This window comes from Zhongshania sp., from assembly GCF_029212375.1.
Classification (GTDB): Bacteria; Pseudomonadota; Gammaproteobacteria; order Pseudomonadales; family Spongiibacteraceae; genus Spongiibacter.
This window is the reverse complement of sequence record NZ_JARGNU010000018.1, coordinates 34,426-54,017: the sequence shown is the minus strand read 5'-3', so window position 1 is coordinate 54,017 and position 19,592 is coordinate 34,426. Positions and strand designations below refer to the sequence as shown.

Below are 19,592 nucleotides of genomic sequence, written 5' to 3'. Positions count from 1 at the left end.
TACTATGAGCAAGTCACTACACCGCGGCGCATTTCCAGCCACTCGCTTGCGCCGGCTACGCGCTAATGATTTTTCACGCCGCCTAATGCGCGAAAATCAACTTAGCGTTAACGATCTTATTTATCCCATGTTTGTTTGCGAAGGCAGCAACGAGCGCCAAGCGGTCGGCTCCATGCCAGGCATCGAGCGCTTAAGCATCGACCTAATCACCGCCGAGGCCAAGCAACTTGCCGCCCTCGGCATTCCGGCCATCGCTTTATTTCCCGTGGTCGGCGCCGACAAAAAATCGCTCTTCGCAGAAGAGGCATACAACCCTAATGGCTTGGCCCAGCAAGCGATAATGGCCATTAAAGACGCCGCCCCCGAGCTTGGCATTATCACTGACGTCGCCCTCGACCCCTACACCACCCACGGCCAAGACGGCATTATTGACGCTAGCGGCTACGTACTTAACGACCGCACCGTGGAAACCCTGTGCAAGCAAGCCGAGGCGCAAGCCAAGGCCGGCGCTGATATTGTCGCGCCTTCCGACATGATGGATGGTCGCATTGGCGCCATCCGCCACACACTTGAAAGCAACGGCCACATCAATACCTGCATACTCAGCTACGCAGCCAAATACGCCTCGGCCTATTATGGCCCCTTCCGCGACGCAGTCGGCTCAGCCGGTAACTTGGGCAGCGGTAATAAATACACCTACCAAATGGATCCCGCCAACAGCGACGAAGCCCTGCACGAATGCGCACTGGATTTAGCCGAAGGCGCCGACATGATTATGGTTAAACCCGGCATGCCCTATTTGGACATTGTGCGCCGAGTCAAAGAGGAACTAGCCGTGCCCACTTACGCCTATCAGGTAAGTGGCGAATACGCCATGCACTGCGCCGCCTTTCAAAATGGCTGGTTAGACAAAAATACGGTGATGGCCGAATCCTTAATGGCCTTTAAGCGCGCTGGTGCCGACGGCATCCTCACGTATTTCGCCAAGGACATGGCATTATTACTGAATAACTAGTATTTACCCTGTAATAGACAGGTACTATGGTTGAAGCAATGCGAATGACAACATTAAAAACACTTAGGGGAATAGACCATGCAAAAAAGACTTATCGCATTGGCAATACTTGCCGCTAGCGTATCAATAAGCAGCCAAGCAGATATTGTAGGCGCCACCGCTGGCGGCTACATGTGGAAACAAAGCTGGGACGGTGACGTTAAAGCCGGCTCACAAAGCATTGATATGAATGACGACCTCGGCTACGACGACGAAACCGGCAAGAGTTTTTATGTTGCCCTAGAGCACCCCGTGCCACTGCTGCCAAATATTCGCCTACAGCACACCAGCCTCGATATTTCCGAGAAGGGCACCTTAACAAAACCTTATACTTTCGACGGTAAGGGCTATCTCGTCGGTGAAGAGGTTGATTCCACAACCGACCTTACGCATACCGACGGCACCTTTTACTACGAAATTCTAGATAACTGGGTGAACTTAGACGTGGGCGTAACCGTGCGCATGTTTGACGGCGAAGTCAGCATTCGAGGCACGAGTGGGGAGGGTTCTATCGAGATCGACGCACCAATCCCAATGGCTTATGTAAACGCCCGCTTTGAATTACCACTAACAGGGCTTTATGCCTCTGGCCTTGGCAATGTCATTGCCTATGGCGACAATAAAGTCACCGACATGACCCTTGCCCTAGGCTATGAACTTGGGGTGCTGGGCCTAGAAATCGGCTACCGCAATTTTGACGTTCAGCTAGAAGACGACAACGAAGAAGCCAATGTCACCGTTGATGGCTACTTCATAGGCCTCGTGCTCGACATCTAAAGATCAACTAAGCAAGACCCCGAAAGGGTGTAGCGATGGCTGCACCCTTTTTTATTGAGAACATTAAAATACCTTTCTAAGCAGTATATGATTAGCCACTAATTACCCGGCCCAACACCACCGAGCATCATGAGGAAAACCATTGAAAATTGCGCTCACCATTATCAGCCTGTTATTTAGTACGACCACCCTCGCCTGCGAATGCCTGTGGCAGGGACCGTTTAAAACGGTTTATACCGAAGCCGACCTTGTTGTCTACGGCGAAGTCGAGCGCGGCCAAGGCAATGGCTTTGATTTAAGTATCAAAGAAATCATTCAGGGTAGTGAGTACCGAGAGCAAATTCGAATTTGGGGTAAAAAGGACAATTTATGCCGACCCGAGGCCAAGGACTTTCCCCCTGGCAGCCAGTGGATAATGGCCCTGCACCGCATTGACAATCCACCGGCAGATGCCTTCAACCCCTTTAAAGCCAACATCAGCTTTGGTCGCCAAGACGATTTCAGTTTATCCAGCTGCGGGGTTTACTGGTTACCCGTAAAAGAAGAACGGGTGTCTGGCAACATTCTTGATGGCTCGCGCTGGCAATATGTCGACCCCAAGAAAACCCCCGTTATTATGGCGGTGTTTAAAGCTTGGCTGCAAAAATTGCTCCCCGACGAGGCCCTTGCGGAAGCCGCTAGACCCCAAAGCCAAGCGCGAAAATTACTCAACGAGACCAAAATGTTTCTGTGGGAAGACCAGCGCAACTTACTACCCGAACCAGAGCAAAGCAGTGACGAGGAGTTTGGCCCCGTACGGCCAAATTTACGCTCTGGCTTAGACGCCGCGCAAGCCGACGAAGAATTAGCGAACCCAACCGCGAAATCGGAATCCAACTCAAATCAGACCAAGTAACTCGTCGAGCATTTTGAGCGACATACCCCAGATACGACGCTTCTCATAGAAATAGCAGGGCAAGTTCATTTGCAACTTGCCACGCCCCCACGTCATCGTCTCACGATTACCGTGGTCCATTAAAAACCGCAGCGGCACCCACACCGCTTCTGCCACTTCGTGATTGGCCTCGATGCTCACCGCGGTATGCAGGCGAAAAACATAGGGCGTTACTACCATCGGTTGCCGGCCGGAATGGGGCCGACTCACAATGTCGGACAAGCGCCCAATACAGTGCCCAGCCTTATCTAAATAAATACCAGTCTCTTCTTCGGTTTCGCGAATTGCAGTGCGCAAACCTGTCACATCTTGGCGATCCATACGCCCGCCAGGAAACGCCATATGCCCAGACCACGGATCGCCCTCGCGGTCTGCTCGCTTAATCATCAGCACTTCAATATGATCATCTAGCTCACGCAAAATCAGCGCTACGGCCGACCGTTTTACCCAGCGCCGCCACCAGCGTTGACGCGGTTTAAAATCATCTAGCCGCGATATAATTTGCTGTAAAGCAAGCGCCTCGTCGCTGTTTCTTTTCAATACCCACCTCGTCGCCATGCAGACATAAAAACAGGCCTGCTAACTCACCAAAGCACATATCATACCCTAAGGCGCACACGCCACGCGGTATTGAGTACGATAGCCAGCTGCCGAAAAATACCTTATGCCGCCGAAATGACGATACTTTTCGGTTAACAGCCTCCATTGGCAGCGACAAGAGCGCTATTCCCAGTGTCACCCAGTAGCGCAGAATGCGCCCTAGTATCGCGACCAACTCTTTCCATCCACGGTTACATAGTCGCTACTGCCAAAATGAATTACCGCACTGCCTTCATTTTGAGAGACCGCAGCAGTACTTGGCAGCCCGTCAACCACTGACTGAGGCGAAAAAGTATTAGACGCAAAAATATTCTGCTGCATAACATTAGCGATTAATGCTGAAATAGCCAAGAAAGAACTATCGGCGGCTACACTAACTTGACCGCCAACGCGTTTTAGACGCGGCCCAATAAATTTTATCGCAACGGGAATATGAGTAATGCTGGGTGAGGGTATTTCCCGAATGCCCGTCAATTGCATTTTATCACCACGCAGCGCAGCTCCGTGTTCTGGAATTAAGATTAACAATGTATTGCGATCACTCTGTGTGAGGTTATCGATAAAGCCCTGCAGGTCATCCAACAGAATACGTAAACGTCGCGTATAGCTAGCGAGCCCTGTGAGCCTGTTTTCGCCAACTACGCGATTACCGTCATGCAGTGATACCGTATTAAAAAAAACAGCTTGGCTTTCTACGCTTGAGGTATTGCGGGCTTTCAGCCACTGATCCAGCACTGCTCGATCGCACAAAACTGGGCTACCATCAAATGCCTTTTGGCATACCGGAATATCAACTTGGGAGGCAAGGGACGCATCGATGCCGCCGTAAACTTTTAACTGATTAAGAAAGCCATCAAACCGACCATCGTGATTCATAAGCAAGGCCTGCTCGTAACCTAAATGCTTTAGTTGCTGAAACACCAAACAATGATCAACACCGTCGCGAACAGACAGCTTTTCGTGGGGTGATTGTCCGCAACTAGCACGGAGCAGCCGAGTCACTGCCGGACCACTATACGAAGAAGCAGAGTTAAATTTTTCAAAGACAATATCAAAATTATTGAACATGGGGTGATCATTCATTCCGACTAGCGCAATGTCGTCCCATGCTAAAGAACAGATACTAATAAAAACAATATCAAAGGGTGCCATTGCTTGACTGGTGTTAGTCATCTCAATAGTGCGACTTTGTTCACTCTGGAAAAATTTTTGAAGGTAGCTATTTAACGCTTGATCGGAGTTTGGCAACGGCACAGCGCTAGCGCCATGACTCGCAGACACGTTCGATGCAATACTGTAATTGGTCGCAAATAACGGCGTCGCAATCCCGCTTTTCAGTAACGCCATAGCCAAGAAACCAACAAAGACAATAACGCCAATTTCCAGATACTGAGAAATATAGAAATTTACTATGCAAAGCAGCGCAATAATCAGCACAACCTGCAAAGAAAGAAGCCTCAGCACTACATCTAGCGAGTACCACCATTCGTACTCAGGCAAATTAATCAGCGCTAAAGCGACCGCATTTAACGGAATTTTTGCATCTACATAAAGTAAAACAATGGCAATGCCAATAGCACAAATTTGGCGAAGCACCCGTGCGGGGCGCCCCTGCAGATGCAGCAATAGCAACAAGGCAAGCAATAGATTACCGAGAAAATGAAACTCCATTTTTCCCAACAAAAACAAGGTAATCTTAATAAGGAAGTAATTACTCCAGATACCCAATTCATTAAACTTGCCGACGCGCATAATATTCAGAAATTTCCGTATTCTTACCCAAAACAATACCAATCAATTGGAGGGATAAAGACTCCAATGTTGCCCGTCCAAACTAATATAGTGCTCGCCACCGATGCTTATAACGGTGCTACCTTCATTTTGAGACACGGCCGCCGTTTGAGGAAGATTATCGGTAAGGCTGGCCGCCGAAAATGCGCCGCCATGATACACATCGCTAGTAATAATATTGGCAATAAGCTGTGACAGTGCCATGTGGCTGCTTGGCTTTTTAATGTAAGCCACCTTATCGCTGCGCTCAATGCTCGGCCCAATCAACTTAATAGCCACCGGCACATGGGTAATTGACGGCGACGCAATTTCGCGCATCCCAGGAATTTGCATTTTATCGCCACGTAAACCCCCACCATGCTCCGGCACCAAGATCACCACAACATTACGCCCAGATTCTTTAAGCTGCTTCATAAACTGGCTTAAATCATCAAATAGGCGGTGTACGCGTATAGAGTAGCTTTCCGTACCAGAAACTCGCTCGCTATTGAGAATACGATTACCGTCGTGGAGGCTCGCCGAATTGTAAAGTGCCAGTACGGGCTGGGTGCTAGCTTGCCTAGTACCCAGCCAGCGCTGCAATAATTCCAAATCACTGGTAACCGGTGAGCCAGCAAAGGCTTTTTGGCTTACTGTTAGACCTTCTTGAGATACCAGTGGAACGTCAATACCACCGTACTGGCGAGTGCGCTCTAATAGACTGTTGAAAACACCATCATGATTCATCATTAAGGCTTCGCCGTAGCCTAATGCCTGTAAATTATCGAACAATCTACACTGGGGATCGGCCGCTTGATATAACGCGTCATGGGCCGGCTGACCGCAGCTGGCGCGTGTTAGTCGAATCAGCGCGGGGCCACTGTACGAGGTGGCAGAATTAAATTGTTCAAAAACAATATCAAATTGCGACATCAATGGATGATCAGTAACCCCCGCAATACTCATGTCGTCCCACGCCAGCGAACAGATGCTAATCATTAAGATATCAAAGGGCGCGGCATCGCCAATCGCTTTAGGGAAGTCAACCACACGTTGACGTTCACTACTCAAAAACTGCTGAAGGTATTTGTTCAGGCTTGCATCATCACGCCCCATCGCGGTGGTTTTGTCGGCGGCAGTCGCCACCAAAGCGGGCGAATCGGCCACCTTGCTAACAGAATTATCGCCATACAAACTCACGCCAACACAAGCCAGCACCACAATAACGGATATACGGAAAAACATCGCGAGATAATAATACGCCGCCACCAATAGCCCCGCTGCAAGCAAGGTAGCGGGTGGAATAAAGCGAAGGACTAACTCCAACATGTAAAACCATTCAAACGCCATCAGCTGATCTAACTGTGCAACCAACCTTTCCAGTGGCGGTAAAAAAGAATCGTAGTGAAACAACCACAGCGCCAGCGGCACTGCAGCAAGATGGCGTACTGCATTGAGAATTTTGTTGGTAATGGGAAATAATAGAAATGCCAACAGGCTAAAATTTTCAAGCGGGTGAAAATCAATTTGGCCACGGGCAAACAAGAAAATTTTAACGATAAAATAAAGGTTCCACCACCCGAGCCCTTTAAGAGCTACGGTGCGCGGCACTGGCGTATCGGTCATTGTGAAGGCTCGTTACTAGAGGTGGCATCTACGTTTTTAATTATATTTTCGGGGTCAAATGGTCGAAAGTAGCGAGGTTTGGCATATACCCTATAAATAAGCGCGGCAAGCGCGGCAAATACATCGCGCACAAAGTAGCCAATAAAACCGCCGGCAACGCAGCCTAACAAGAGCGTAATCAAAAAACTTTCTATATTCATACTGAATTTTCACCGGCTATTATGCATAAACCTATCGATCAACTGATTGATGAATCTTGGTGCGGCAATAGCGCCACTGGTTTTGCCACAATCCGCTTTCCGTTAGCAACATTAATTAATAGCGTATCAGCACCCATTTGAGTGGGTGATTGACTGAGCAGCTGCCTGCCGCGCTCAGCCGCAATAAAGCTGCGGGCAGGCAAAATACTGGCAACCGCCTCTTCAATATCGGCCACTTCACTAAATTGCAACGTTTCCGCAAAGATCTCTTTAGGTGGCAAAGCAAAACAATTGCGCAGCGCTATATCTGCGTCTGTAGCTCGGCAGGCTCTAAATAGCATGTAGAGTTCTCCATCACAGACCGTCACTAAGTCGCCGTCACGCGTCATGCTACACAAGCTTAAACAATGTTCGATGGCAAGGGTTTCTGCGGGCGTAAGTATTAGCAACACCAAGTCGAGATCAGTTTGCCGCGAGGCATCTAATGCCAGCTGGGCGTAACGAACAAACTCTTGCGGCTCAAAGTAACCACGCTGTGTTACACCTTTCCAAGCCTCCAGCATTGAGCTCAGCGATGCCGGCAGGCTGCGAATCATCACCTGGCCCTGCAGGGCATCAATTTGATCTAGGAAATCCGAAAAAGCGATAGAGTGCGGCACCACTAAGCTAACACCCCCACGCAGCAAAAATCGAGTATCGGCGTATCGCAGGCAGGGCCTAACTTCGCGAACAACTAATTTAGGCCGACCGCCATACTTGGTGCGAAGTTTGTAGCACATTACGGCAACATCGCGGGCGTCATCGGATACAGAACAGCTAAATACCACCGTTGCCGCATCTAGGTGGGTAATAGAATCCATCAGTTGATGGTTGTCGCGGAAGGAGCGCGTAACAACGGCATCCACAATTGCATGATTATTAAGCCGTTGATCGGCCCCGAGTAGCGCGGGCGCCGCAATATAAAAGTCGCCCTCGTCAACTGCGGTGGTAGTCTCGGTGCTGGTGTGTTGCTCGCTGCTGTCAATAACCGCGAAATGTCCATTCTCGGCGCGCGCGAGCAAAAACTCGCGATCAGCAATAACATCCACTGCACTACACCAATAATGTATACAAACATCAATTTGCTGATGGCTTACTGGTAACAGACTCAGCATCCCCGCGATATGGTTACACTCTTTTATCATTGTAGGGCGAAGCGATTCGTAGTGGCCGTAGATCAGCAGCAACACGGTTATATTTTCTGCCCGCGCCCATTTAGCCCACTGTTTAATTTGATTGCTTCGCTGCTTCTCCGTGCCATTAGCAACACTAAACGCGCTAATGGCAACGACCAACATCGTATTCTTGCGCACATGAAGACGCTGACATTCAGACAACAACGTCGCCAAATCTCGGCGTTCGGCGACAGCGGGAGCGGAATGCCAAAAATAGGCTGTGTGCTGCGCTGAAGTAAACGCATTAATTAACCGCGTTTGCACATCCAAACCTAGCTCGGAAAAAAGCTCTGTTTCCAAACAATCAGCCGCAAAAACACCGCGCTTGCTGCTTTCCAAAATTCGACTTAGCACCGGAACTGCGTCTCGCAAAGCGGGACTAAAGCCGCAATAAAAGGCGCCTTCGCGAAGGGTGAATGCTTCCGCGGGAAGCTCGGGAATACCGTGCATAGCGTGAATGTGAATCCTTCAGGGCAAAACGACCAAATGAATACAACTTATTTACAGGTGAGAATTCTGAATTGTCTTGAAAACACATTAATAGGTCGACAAAATGCCCCCTATTAAGCCTAATATATACTGTATAGTGCCCTATACATCGGTGGAATTGAAGTGCCGGACATGCCAATTGATTTACAAGGAATAGAGTAAATGGGCGCAAGCCAGCAATGCGAAGATGTACAGGCAATCTATCGAGCCTACAAAATTGAGGACCAAAAATACATCGAAGTGGTTGAGCAACGCCGCTACCGGCAAATAAAGCAGCGCTGGCCCTTATTGGCTGAGCTGCATGCTACTGCAAGCATTGCTACGCCATCGCCTATTTCCAGTGCTCGGTGAATACTAAACGGTTAGTACATTGAAAATAATCCTGCTTCATTCAGTCAGTGGCGGAAGTGGCGTAACAACCGTCACCGCTAACCTCTCGGCAGCCTTACAAAACCTTGGGCATCGCTGCCTCGCCATAGATTGCGCACCAGAGAACGTCCTTGCGCTGCACTTTGGCGTAGCTACCGACACCATAGCGGGCTGGGCTACAAGCACACGGGCCTCGCAAAGCTGGTCAGATAGCGGTTTTGAAGCTAGCGATGGCAGCCGAGTGCTGCCGTTCGGAATGCTTACCGAGGCAGCATTAACGCAGTTAGCCGACACCCTCAAAAAGCAGCCCGACTATCTTGCAGCTATCTGCCAAGCACTGCACGGCCAGCCGCTGGACTTTTTACTATTGGATTTGGCCTCGCCGATAACAGGATGCTTTTCTAACCAGCTCTGCGCCTTACAGAAAATAGCCGATTTTTCCTTGCTAATTGCTCGAGCAGACACCCAAACCTATCGCCTGCTTGTGTCGCACCCCCTTTACAGCCAGCGACTTATGGACAGTAAATTACTGCTAAATTCAGTAAAGACTGAAAATGAGCTGCAAAAAGACCTTCTCCTAGTAATGCGACATGAATTTGAGCACTGCTTAGCGCCAAATGTCATTCATTATGATGCCTCAGTGCCAGAGGCGTTCGCCCACCTCCAAGCCCTAAAGGCTTACGCGCCAGAGAGCGCGGCTGCACTAGATTTCCATTTACTAGCGCTGTGGTGTACAAATCAGCTGCGGCAGGCAACCGAGTGAGGGAGGCTCTCCGCCGGCGACGCGGCATCATCACCCAGCGGGCAATATTAATAGCACCGCTCTTTAAACCTTGGCTGCAAAATGAATTGCACCATCAATATAACTGCCTAAAAGGCGCAGGCGGCTACTCTTTAACGGGCAAGGTATTGGTCACCGTATGGCTACTCTTTGCACTCACATTCTTAAAGCCCCGCATTGCCGGCATCGAAAGTTGGCGTTTACTACAATATTTATTCCCGCATATTGATTTGAGCCGCCCTCGAATTGGTGACCCCCTGCGTGCCGTGGTGCAGCTGTTTTGGTTACTATTTATTAGACCATACTCCGCGCGCCGCTCAGCAAAGGGCGCCGCCAGTGCTATTCGCCGAGTTAACAAACGCTCGCAAAAGCTATTGACGCTGTCTCTTGGCTGGTTTAAGCCCCTGCTAGATTCGGGGCAACAGGCTAATGAGCGCCAAACAGAGGCGGTGGTTAACGCCGACTTAAACAACAAGTTTGCGGCCAGCTTTTGGCACAATATGCAATGGCGCGACAAGTTACTCATGCTGCTTATTGTCTTGTTAAGCCTGCTTTGCATCACTGTTCCCTTCAGCCTTGAAGCTCAGGCTATTTTTGTGTGCGCACTATATTTAATGGCACGAGCCCTGCAGCGCATGCCGGGACGTTTTTCAAGTATGCTACTCATTGTGCTGTCGCTAGTCGTTTCAACCCGCTATATCTGGTGGCGAACCACAAACACGCTGAATTGGGACAGCACTACAGGGCTCATTTTAGGCTTAGTATTACTAAGCGCAGAGCTTTATGCTTGGCTAGTATTATTATTGGGCTATTTTCAAAATATCTGGCCTTTGCAACGAACGCCACAGCAGCTCCCCGACGACCCAGAAACGTGGCCAACAATCGATCTCTTTATTCCTACCTACAACGAAGATTTGGATGTTGTCAAAGCCACTGTGTATGCAAGTTTGGGCATAGATTGGCCCCAACATAAACTTAACATCCATATCCTTGACGACGGAAAGCGTGACAGTTTTCGAGATTTCGCCGCCGAAGTAAACGTGAATTATATTCGCCGACCGCACAACAACCATGCCAAAGCGGGGAATATTAATTACGCGCTTACCAAAACCAACGCCGAATATGTCGCTATTTTTGATTGCGACCACATACCGACTAGGGCCTTTTTCCAATTAACAATGGGGTGGTTATTGAAGGACCCCCAATTAGCCCTAGTACAAACCCCCCACCATTTTTATTCACCAGATCCTTTTGAACGAAATTTGGCCAACTTTAGAAAAATTCCCAACGAAGGCAACTTATTCTACGGTCTAATTCAAGATGGTAACGACCTCTGGGGGGGCACATTCTTTTGCGGCTCCTGCGCAATTTTGCGCCGTAAGCCGCTTGAAGAAGTAGGCGGGATTGCGGTGGAAACGGTTACCGAAGACGCCCACACCTCACTGCGCCTGCATCGCCGCGGTTACCGCTCGGCCTACCTCAGCGCACCCATTTCCGCTGGACTGGCCACTGAAACCCTGTCTGCCCATATTGGCCAGCGCATACGCTGGGCGCGAGGCATGGCTCAGATTTTACGTATAGACAACCCGCTCACTGGGCGAGGGCTGCGCTGGCAACAAAGGCTGTGCTATTTCAATGCCATGCTACATTTTTTATCCGGCGTTCCACGGCTTATCTTTCTTACTGCGCCCCTCGCATTCTTGCTGTTGCATACGTACATTATTTACGCCCCCGCGCTGGTATTACTAATGTATGTGGTGCCGCACATGGTTCATGCCGCATCGGTCAACTCAATTCTTCAAGGAAAGTATCGCTATTCTTTTTGGGGCGAAGTTTATGAGTCGGTATTGGCTTGGTACGTTGCCAGACCCACAACCGTCGCACTTTTTGCGCCGCATAAGGGCACATTTAATGTCACTGCCAAGGGCGGCGTAATAGAGCGGGATTATTTCGATTGGGTAATATCAAAACCCTATATTACCCTAGTGTTATTAAACGTTGCCGGCGTTATCTGGGGGATTGTCAGAATAGTATCAGGACCGAGCGAAGAAATTTCGGCTGTTATTATTAACCTGACATGGACTTTTTATAACATGCTAATTCTAGGCGCCGCCGCGGCAGTTGGTGGCGAAGCCAAGCAAGTGCGCACAGCCCCTCGGGTAGAGGTATCTATCCCCGTTAGTTTGATTTTGCACAGCGGGCACCGCATTCAAGCAAAAGTACGTGATTTTTCCTTTGACGGTTTACGCTTAGAAATAGCCGACTGCCAACTACTTCAGAACCAAACGGAACTGAACGTGGCCTTGCGCCGCGCCAATGAAGAGTTCATTTTTCCGCTAAATATCGTTTACGCCAGCAACGGAGTTGTCGGCACGCGCTTACCACCCCTGTCGATTCAGCAAACCATCGACTATGTGCAATGCACCTTCGCCAAAGCTGATACGTGGGTAAATTGGAAAGAAGCTTACGACGAGGATGTCCCTGCGATTAGCATGGGTCAAGTAATTGGCGCAGCCGGACGCGGCTATAATAGATTACTTACTAATGCGCCAAAACCAATACCGCAAATATACGCTGGCGTGGTCTGGATGCTGAGAGGGCTTACTACGTTTCAGCCTCGCAGTGTATCAACCACGGCACGAAACTAAACAATGAGGGTTAAATTTTGCTAAACGCAAAAATTTTATCGCTACTGGGCTTGTTCATAATATTGTCGCCTTTCTGTTTTGCTGAGGACATCAGTAAAGCCGAGGAAATAGACCCGAGCCTAGTCAGCAACACCATGACCTTCACTAGCTTAGGCTTCGCTAATTCAATCGACGTACAGGGCAGTGAAAGCAGCATTTACCTCGGCTTTGGCTCTCGTTTAGATAGACTGGTTACCGACGCCGAACTGAAATTAGACTTCATCAGCTCACCGGCACTCACCCAAGTACTCTCGCACCTTAAGATATATTTAAATGGTGAGCTGCAACACGCGGTGCAAATTACAGAACAAAACAAAGGCCAACGTCACCGCGTAACGCTACCATTAGATTCGCGCTACCTCAGTGACTACAATCAATTACGAATAGAATTGGTTGGCCATTTAGATAAAGAATGCTGGAACCCCAGCGATCCTTCAATTTGGGTTGAGATCAGTCAGGCCAGTGAGGTAGTGCTCAATAGCCGCCGAGTGCGCCTAAGCAATGATTTAAGCATCTTGCCCGCACCGTTTTTTGACCACCGAGATTTTGGCAAACTTACCTTACCCGTTGTGTTTGGCCCAAAGTATCAGCTCGACACCGTGTATGCGGCAACAATAGCAGCATCGTATTTCGGTTCGCAGGCCAAATGGCGGGGCGTCAATTTTCCGGTGTTAATTAATCAGCCGCCTGAGCAGCACGCAATCGTAATGCTCACCAATGACAATCGCCCTGCCTTCCTTGCCGACTACCCGCTGGTAGACAAACCAACGATCCAAATTATTAACCACCCAGACAAACCCTATGTCAAATTATTACTCATTCAGGGCCGCGACAGCGAGCAGTTACTAACCGCCGTACGAGGACTAGCACTGGGCACAGAATTAATGAGCGGCCCAATTGCGACCATTACAAATGCCGAACAGATTCAAGCGCGCCAGCCCTATGATGCGCCAAACTGGATTAGAACCGACCGCCCCGTAACATTAGGGGAGCTAGTTAATGACCCAAAGGACCTGCAAGTAGAGGGGCGTAAGCCCAGCGATATTTCGGTGTCTTTACGTGTTCCGCCAGATCTATTTACATGGCAAAGCCGCGGTATTCCGCTCGATTTACGCTACCGTTATTCGCCGCCGGCCAGCAACAGCGACGATTCAAACCTTAGCATGTCAATCAACGGTCAGTTTGTAGAGGCATTTAGCCTAACCACCACAGGAATCAACGGCGAGGCCAAACGAGTAAGAGTGCCGCTCTTAGACGATAGCTTGATGGGCGGCAGCGATCGAATTCGGATTCCAGCGTTTCAAGTAGGTAGCCTGAATCAAATGAATTTTCGTTTTGCCTTCGCGGCGGTAAATGAAGGCGCCTGCCAGACAATACCGGCAGGAAGCCCTCGAGCCATAATCGAAGCAGATTCAACACTGGATTTTAGCGGTTACCCACACTATATCGAAATGCCCAACCTGCAAGTCTTTGCAACTGCTGGCTACCCATTTACCCGCATGGCAGACCTGTCTGACACCGCCGTGGTTATACCGCCATCACCAAGTCCACTCTTAATTCAATCGCTATTAGAAACCGTTGGTTACTTCTCTGCGAGTGCCGCATATCCGGGAATTGGTTTGGTCTTACTAGATAACTGGGAGCCCTCCCGCTTGGCGAACAAAGATATTCTGACAATCGGCGTTGATCCCTCAATGGCCGCCTCATCAGCCGAGCAAGATCTGCCCGCGCTATTGTGGAAAAAAAGCCAGCGCTCCTTTGATCGCCCGCAACACTTAGGTAACACGCATCGCTCCCCATTAGCTAAGACACAGGCATGGACCACCGCTGAACAAGTCAGCGTGAATGCCAACGGCGCTTTTGGCGCACTAATAGGCATGCAATCGCCATATAACGATTCGCGCAGTATCGTTGCGCTGCTCGGCACCCGAGACCAAGACCTTCTCGACGTTAGCCGCTCCCTAAACACCCCTGGCAGAATGCCCTATATATACGGATCGGTGGCATTGTTTCGCGGCGACTCAGTAGCCAGCTATAACGTGGGAAAACCCTATTACGTTGGCCACTTACCGTTGCAAACACTGATTTGGTACCACTTTTCTAAACATCCATTCATTCTGGCAGCGTGTGCACTACTGTTAGTTGTTCTCATATCCATTACCTTGTGGCGGCTGTTAGCGGTTGTTGCCGCTCGCCGTCTGCGGGAAGGCGACGACGAATGAGACCCCTTCTGCTGGCGTTTACGCTGATGCTGCTGGCATCGGAGCTACAAGCAGCAGACGGCAATTGCGCGTGGCCGGACTGGCTTGCGTTTCGGGAAGCTTATATCGATGACGGCCGTGTGCTTGACCGCAGCGGCCGCACACCAATCACCACATCTGAAGGGCAAGCCTACAGCTTGTTTTTCGCATTAGTTGCCAATGATCGCGACAGCTTTGATCGATTGCTAATGTGGACCAACCAAAATTTGGCGGCTGGCGATATAGGCTCCCAACTGCCCTCGTGGTTATGGGGTGCTAAGGCAAACGGTCAGTACGGCATCATTGATAGCAATGCCGCCGCTGACGCGGATTTATGGATAGCCTACACGCTCAGTGAAGCGGGAAGACTATGGAATTCTCACTATTATGCGAGCCTTGGCTATCTTATGGCCCGACGCATCGCGGGTGAAGAGACTGCCAATATTGCCGGCCTAGGCCGCTTACTATTGCCGGCACCATCAGGCTTTATTACCCATAAAAGCAATCCTTCCGAAAACACATATCGCATAAACCCAAGCTACACTCCGTTGCACATTCTCGACTATCTCGCCAAAATCTATCCACAGCAACCTTGGGCCGAGATTGCCAGCACCACAGCGAACTTAAATCATATGGTTTCAACGTCTGGTTTTGTCCCTGACTGGTTACTCGTGTCAAAAACAGGCGTCGCCACCGACAAGCAAACGTCTGGCAAGGGAAGCTATGAAGCGATACGCAGCTATTTATGGGCCGGAATGCTAGCCGACACCCATCCGCACAAACAGAATCTAATAACGGCTATGGCCCCAATGCTAGCAAAAACTATCGCTAATGGCGCTGCGCCAGAATCCGTAGACACCCGCGACGGTCGCAGTTCCGGACACGGCCCAGTAGGTTTTATGGCGGCGTTACTGCCACTAATGTCCTCGTCGCCCACTTATCACCAGCAGGCACCGAAAATAGCCGCGCAAGTAGCGCTCGCTAGAGCAGAAATTCCAAGGGGCAGGGGCTATTACGACACCGTACTAAGCCTATTTGGTGTTGGCTGGATTGAGCACCGCTACCGCTTTGCGCTCGACGGCACGCTCTTACCAGCGTGGGAGAATGCGCAGTGCAATTAAGCTGGATGACCTTGCTACGGGCCGTGCCAATTATTGGCTTGGCGTTTGTACTTTGGTTTTTCTTTATTCGTGACAACATAGAGACAACGCCCAGTAACGAAAATGCCATGGCGGTAACGCTCTCTGAAACCACAGACTCGCAAGCTGCGGCTATAGACACCGGCACCCTAGACGCCACCACTATTTTACGTCGGAAACTGCACCTCGCCGAAGCGGCAAATCGCTTGGATTTACTCGACCACGCCTTAGCGCAACTTGAGGCCATATCGCCGTCACATCCCGACGTTAAATTTTATCGCGGCTATCGACTCATCGCCGACCAGCGCTTTGACGACGCAGATGCTGTTTTACGAGATATGCAAAAGCACGACCCTCAAAGTAAACAAACCCAGTATTTCCAACAGTATTTACGGGCAATGACAGAACAAAAGGAGCTACTGTCGCACGCGCAATTACTGGCAACAGCTGGGCGGCGCGAAGAGGCCGTTACGCTATTTAAAGAACTGTTCCCCAATGGTATGCCCACCCTAGGACTGCAATTGCGGGTAATGGATATTGAGGGCCATATACCTGAACGCTGGGCCAGCATTCGAAACAGCCTTGAACGTCTAAACAAGGAATACCAAGGTTTTCCGCTAATAGAGCTCATGCTGGCAGAACACCTCAGCAGGCGCAGCTTACAAGATCCACAGGCGGTGGAAATTTTTCAGCGCTTAGCAATAGGCCCCGGCTTGGGAAGACGCGCCGCCGCCTCGTGGCTGCTCATTTTGGGCGAAAGACCCATTGATGCATCGGTGCTTCGCGATTACGCTACCCTCGCGTCGCGCTACCCCACCGACATCAGCATCCAAGACAGCTACCGGCACGCAGCTGAACGCTTAGCAACCGAACGTCAGCAATTAAAAGACCCCTATTATCGAGCGCGCAAGCAAGGCTTGGCTGCACTAGACGCGCAGCGCAACACCCAAGCCGAGACAGAATTACTGTATGCCTTAAAAGGCCGGCCAGACGATGAGCAGGTGCTCGGAGGGCTCGGCGTGTTGTATTTGCGAACGGGCAATAGTGCCGCCGCCGAGCGCTATTTCCAACTGGCGCTACAGCACAACCAAAACCCAGACTGGATCGGTAAATGGACGCGACTGATCGACACCGCCCACTTTTGGAAGTTACTGAAACAAATAGATCAATTATTAGAGCTGGAACAATTTCACCAAGCTGAGAGCACGCTGGCCGAAGCGCAAGCACTGCGCCCAAACTCAGTTCACGTGCATATTGCAACAGCAGATGTGGCCAAAGCCCAAAAGCAGTATGCGCGGGCAGAGACTGCCTACCAATACGCACTGAAACTATCACCCCAAAATGGGCAAGCCCTGCGCGGCATATTGGCTCTGCGCGAACTGCGCAGTGGGCGCCATGCCGCGCTGCGGCTTGCCGCCGAGTTCAGCCCTGCCCAACAACAAACAGTCAGCCCACAAGTTAAAGCGCTTAAGCAACAAATCGCACAAGCCCAAGTCGACTTTGCTAAACGGAGTGGCGACCCAGATCAAATATTAGAAGCGGTGGAGCAAGCCCTAGCCTTACAACCAATCTCGCCATGGCAGCGCGCTGATCTCGCGAAAGAATTACTCAAGCTGGGGCAAGCCCAGCGCGCCGACCAGTTAATGGCAGATTGGCAACAAACCACACCCTCTGCCGAGATGACGTTTGCTTACGCCTTATATTTGTCATTTCGAGAGCAAGGTCTCGCCGCCGTAGAGCAACTGCGAAGCATACCCCCGCAGCAACGCAGCGAGGCAATGCAGCAAAACTTATTGCGCTTGGAGCTGGATCTTGCCCTGCGGGGCATTGATATTGACAACCCCAATGTACAAACCAAACTCAACACACTAACAAAGCATTATTCAAACGACGACGATGCCCGTATTCGATTGGCAAAAGCGTGGTTGGAATTGGACCAAAAGCCGCGAGCATTAACGATATATCACGCGTTAAAGCCGAGCCAAGATTGGCCATTGGCACGACAATTAGCCTATGGCAATTTGATGTTGTCACTTGAACAACTCAATGATTTTTCAGTGTGGTATTCGGGCCGCAACTTACGCGCCGCATCACCACAAGCGCAACAACAATTCGCTTTATTAAATACCCGCTATCAACTGACGCGGGCTAAACAAGCAGAGCAAGATGAGCATCATATGCTCGCCTATTCCTTATATCACCGCGCAGCCCAATCCCTTGGCCCCGACTATATTGCGGCCAAACTCGGGCTACTCCGCAGTAGCGCGGCAATAAACGAACGCGCCATATTTCAACAGCAAGCAGCCAACTTGCTCACCATCAGCGCCGACCTAACTCCCGCAGAGTCAATGCAATTGCTGACCATACTCAGCGACAATAACGACCGTGAATCTGAGCACCAGCTCATTACCCAACTGCGTGAGCGCGACGATATGAGCGCCATGCAAATCCGCAAGGCGATGCTATTAAGCGCAAAAGAAAGCCAGTCAGAATTAACAGAAGCACTTGCTTACAACGTGCTGCTGCGCGCCAGCGCTAAACCGCCTGCTACGCCGCTAAACAAGCAGTCTCAAAAAAAACAGCTATACCAATCTGCGCCAGACAACTGGCTAACACGCAGTGCGCGCCAACAAATAGATACCCTGCGCGACCGGAATGATGGCCATGTTACTTTCGGGCTAGATTTTAAAAAGCGCGCGGGGCGCGATCAGGCTAGCCAAGTCCCAGTAGAGGTGAAATGGCCGGTTCCAAGCTTGGACGGTCATATTATTGCACGGGCCGATTTTGTTAAGGTCGACTCGGGTACCGTAAATTATCTAGACCCTCAAAGTGGAAGCCTAAACCGGATTCCCTTTAGTAGCACTGCCGACGGCATAGCCCTGGGACTAGGCTGGCTAAGTGATCGCTGGTGGGCCGATATTGGCACTACCCCGCTGGGTTTTCAGAACAGCAATATAGTAGGCGGCGCGGGCATTAGCGGCAAACTAGCAACGGTGGGCTGGAATCTTGCGGTGTCGCGTCGGCCCGAACTGGGCACTACCTTGTCCTACGTTGGCATGGAAGTTCCCGCCACGGCAAACAACGCAGGTACAGAGTGGGGCGGAGTCGTTCGCAGCGGCGCCAAGCTCGGGCTGAGTATCGATCGCGGTGGTGCCTATGGTTACTGGGCCAGCTTACAATACCACCTGATGACAGGCGAAAACGTCGCCGATAACACCCGCTTAGGTATATTGGGTGGCGTCTATCATCGTGTAATTGATCAGGAAGATCGCAAGTTTCGGGTGGGCCTAAACTTACTCCATTTCCAATACGGAAAAAATTTAAGTGAATACACATTGCAGCACGGCGCCTATTTTAGCCCCCAGAATTATCTCTCGCTGTCTATTCCCGTGCGTTATTACGGCCGCGTTAACGATGATTGGTCCTATTTAATCGGTGCCTCGGTCTCTAGATCATGGTCACGCGAGGATGCACCTTATTTACTGGGCGGGAACAGCTCTTCCGGCGGGGGCGCTGGCTATGCGGCAGAGGCCGCGGTTGAAAAGCGTATTAGCAAACGGTGGTACTTGGGCTTAGCTGCCGATGTTCAGCGCGCCGATTTTTACGAACCAAATCATATTATGCTCTACGCAAAATACACTTTGGAGGATCGCTGGCAGGCTATTTGGACGCCGCCCGAACCACCTATTCTCTATAGTAATTTCGACTGAGC

13 protein-coding genes are annotated in these 19,592 nt (G+C 50.4%); 9 read left to right on the top strand and 4 right to left on the bottom strand.

Translation table 11 applies throughout. The features are described from left to right. The first annotated feature begins 4 nt into the window (after nucleotides 1-4). The 3 genes from hemB to P1U47_RS15530 all read left to right on the top strand — a co-directional run bounded on the left by hemB (nucleotide 5) and on the right by P1U47_RS15530 (nucleotide 2,726). Nucleotides 5-1,015, top strand: coding sequence for a porphobilinogen synthase (gene hemB / locus P1U47_RS15540; protein WP_301030126.1), 1,011 nt, complete (start codon nucleotides 5-7; stop codon nucleotides 1,013-1,015). A 78-nt stretch (nucleotides 1,016-1,093) separates the two neighbouring features. After that, the gene (locus P1U47_RS15535; protein ID WP_301030125.1) at nucleotides 1,094-1,831 is read left to right on the top strand and encodes a TIGR04219 family outer membrane beta-barrel protein; all 738 of its coding nucleotides are present in this window, start codon (nucleotides 1,094-1,096) and stop codon (nucleotides 1,829-1,831) included. Between the two features lie 142 nt (nucleotides 1,832-1,973). Then, a complete protein-coding gene (locus P1U47_RS15530; protein ID WP_301030124.1) occupies nucleotides 1,974-2,726 on the top strand; it encodes a hypothetical protein in 753 nt (250 codons plus the stop codon). Here the strand turns inward: P1U47_RS15530 and P1U47_RS15525 are convergent. From P1U47_RS15525 to P1U47_RS15510, 4 genes are all read right to left on the bottom strand, one after another. Then, a complete protein-coding gene (locus P1U47_RS15525; protein WP_301030123.1) occupies nucleotides 2,709-3,305 on the bottom strand; it encodes a CoA pyrophosphatase in 597 nt (198 codons plus the stop codon). The two genes, P1U47_RS15530 and P1U47_RS15525, sit on opposite strands and share 18 nt — an antisense overlap. Nucleotides 3,306-3,524: 219 nt before the next feature. Then, nucleotides 3,525-5,117, bottom strand: a complete 1,593-nt coding sequence (bcsG, locus tag P1U47_RS15520; protein ID WP_301030122.1) for a cellulose biosynthesis protein BcsG — start codon at nucleotides 5,115-5,117, stop codon at nucleotides 3,525-3,527. A gap of 42 nt (nucleotides 5,118-5,159) precedes the next feature. Continuing rightward, entirely contained in the window at nucleotides 5,160-6,761 is a 1,602-nt protein-coding gene (bcsG, locus tag P1U47_RS15515) for a cellulose biosynthesis protein BcsG (protein ID WP_301030121.1), read from the bottom strand. Nucleotides 6,762-6,999: 238 nt separating this feature from the next. After that, complete coding sequence (locus P1U47_RS15510; RefSeq protein WP_301030120.1) at nucleotides 7,000-8,625, bottom strand: BcsE family c-di-GMP-binding protein; 1,626 nt, start codon at nucleotides 8,623-8,625, stop codon at nucleotides 7,000-7,002. Nucleotides 8,626-8,826: 201 nt separating this feature from the next. Between P1U47_RS15510 and bcsR the strand changes: the two genes are divergently transcribed. From bcsR to P1U47_RS15480, 6 genes are read left to right on the top strand one after another with little or no spacing between them, the layout of a single operon-like run. After that, nucleotides 8,827-9,015 (top strand): BcsR/BcsP family cellulose biosynthesis protein, encoded by a 189-nt coding sequence (gene bcsR / locus P1U47_RS15505; RefSeq protein WP_301030119.1) that lies wholly within the window; start codon nucleotides 8,827-8,829, stop codon nucleotides 9,013-9,015. A 19-nt stretch (nucleotides 9,016-9,034) separates the two neighbouring features. Then, on the top strand, nucleotides 9,035-9,796 hold the full coding sequence (bcsQ, locus tag P1U47_RS15500) for a cellulose biosynthesis protein BcsQ (RefSeq protein WP_301030118.1): 762 nt from the start codon (nucleotides 9,035-9,037) through the stop codon (nucleotides 9,794-9,796). Further along, nucleotides 9,793-12,462: a UDP-forming cellulose synthase catalytic subunit gene (gene bcsA / locus P1U47_RS15495; protein WP_301030117.1), complete on the top strand. Its 2,670-nt coding sequence runs from the start codon at nucleotides 9,793-9,795 to the stop codon at nucleotides 12,460-12,462. Before bcsQ ends, bcsA begins: the two co-directional genes overlap by 4 nt. 17 nt (nucleotides 12,463-12,479) lie before the next feature. Continuing rightward, nucleotides 12,480-14,723, top strand: coding sequence for a cellulose biosynthesis cyclic di-GMP-binding regulatory protein BcsB (bcsB, locus tag P1U47_RS15490; RefSeq protein ID WP_301030116.1), 2,244 nt, complete (start codon nucleotides 12,480-12,482; stop codon nucleotides 14,721-14,723). Continuing rightward, nucleotides 14,720-15,862 carry a cellulose synthase complex periplasmic endoglucanase BcsZ gene (gene bcsZ / locus P1U47_RS15485; protein WP_301030115.1) on the top strand — a complete coding sequence of 381 codons (1,143 nt, stop codon included), beginning with the start codon at nucleotides 14,720-14,722 and terminating at the stop codon, nucleotides 15,860-15,862. The genes bcsB and bcsZ overlap by 4 nt, the downstream gene beginning before the upstream one ends. Then, nucleotides 15,853-19,590, top strand: a complete 3,738-nt coding sequence (locus P1U47_RS15480; RefSeq protein ID WP_301030114.1) for a cellulose synthase subunit BcsC-related outer membrane protein — start codon at nucleotides 15,853-15,855, stop codon at nucleotides 19,588-19,590. Before bcsZ ends, P1U47_RS15480 begins: the two co-directional genes overlap by 10 nt. Nucleotides 19,591-19,592: the final 2 nt, after the last annotated feature.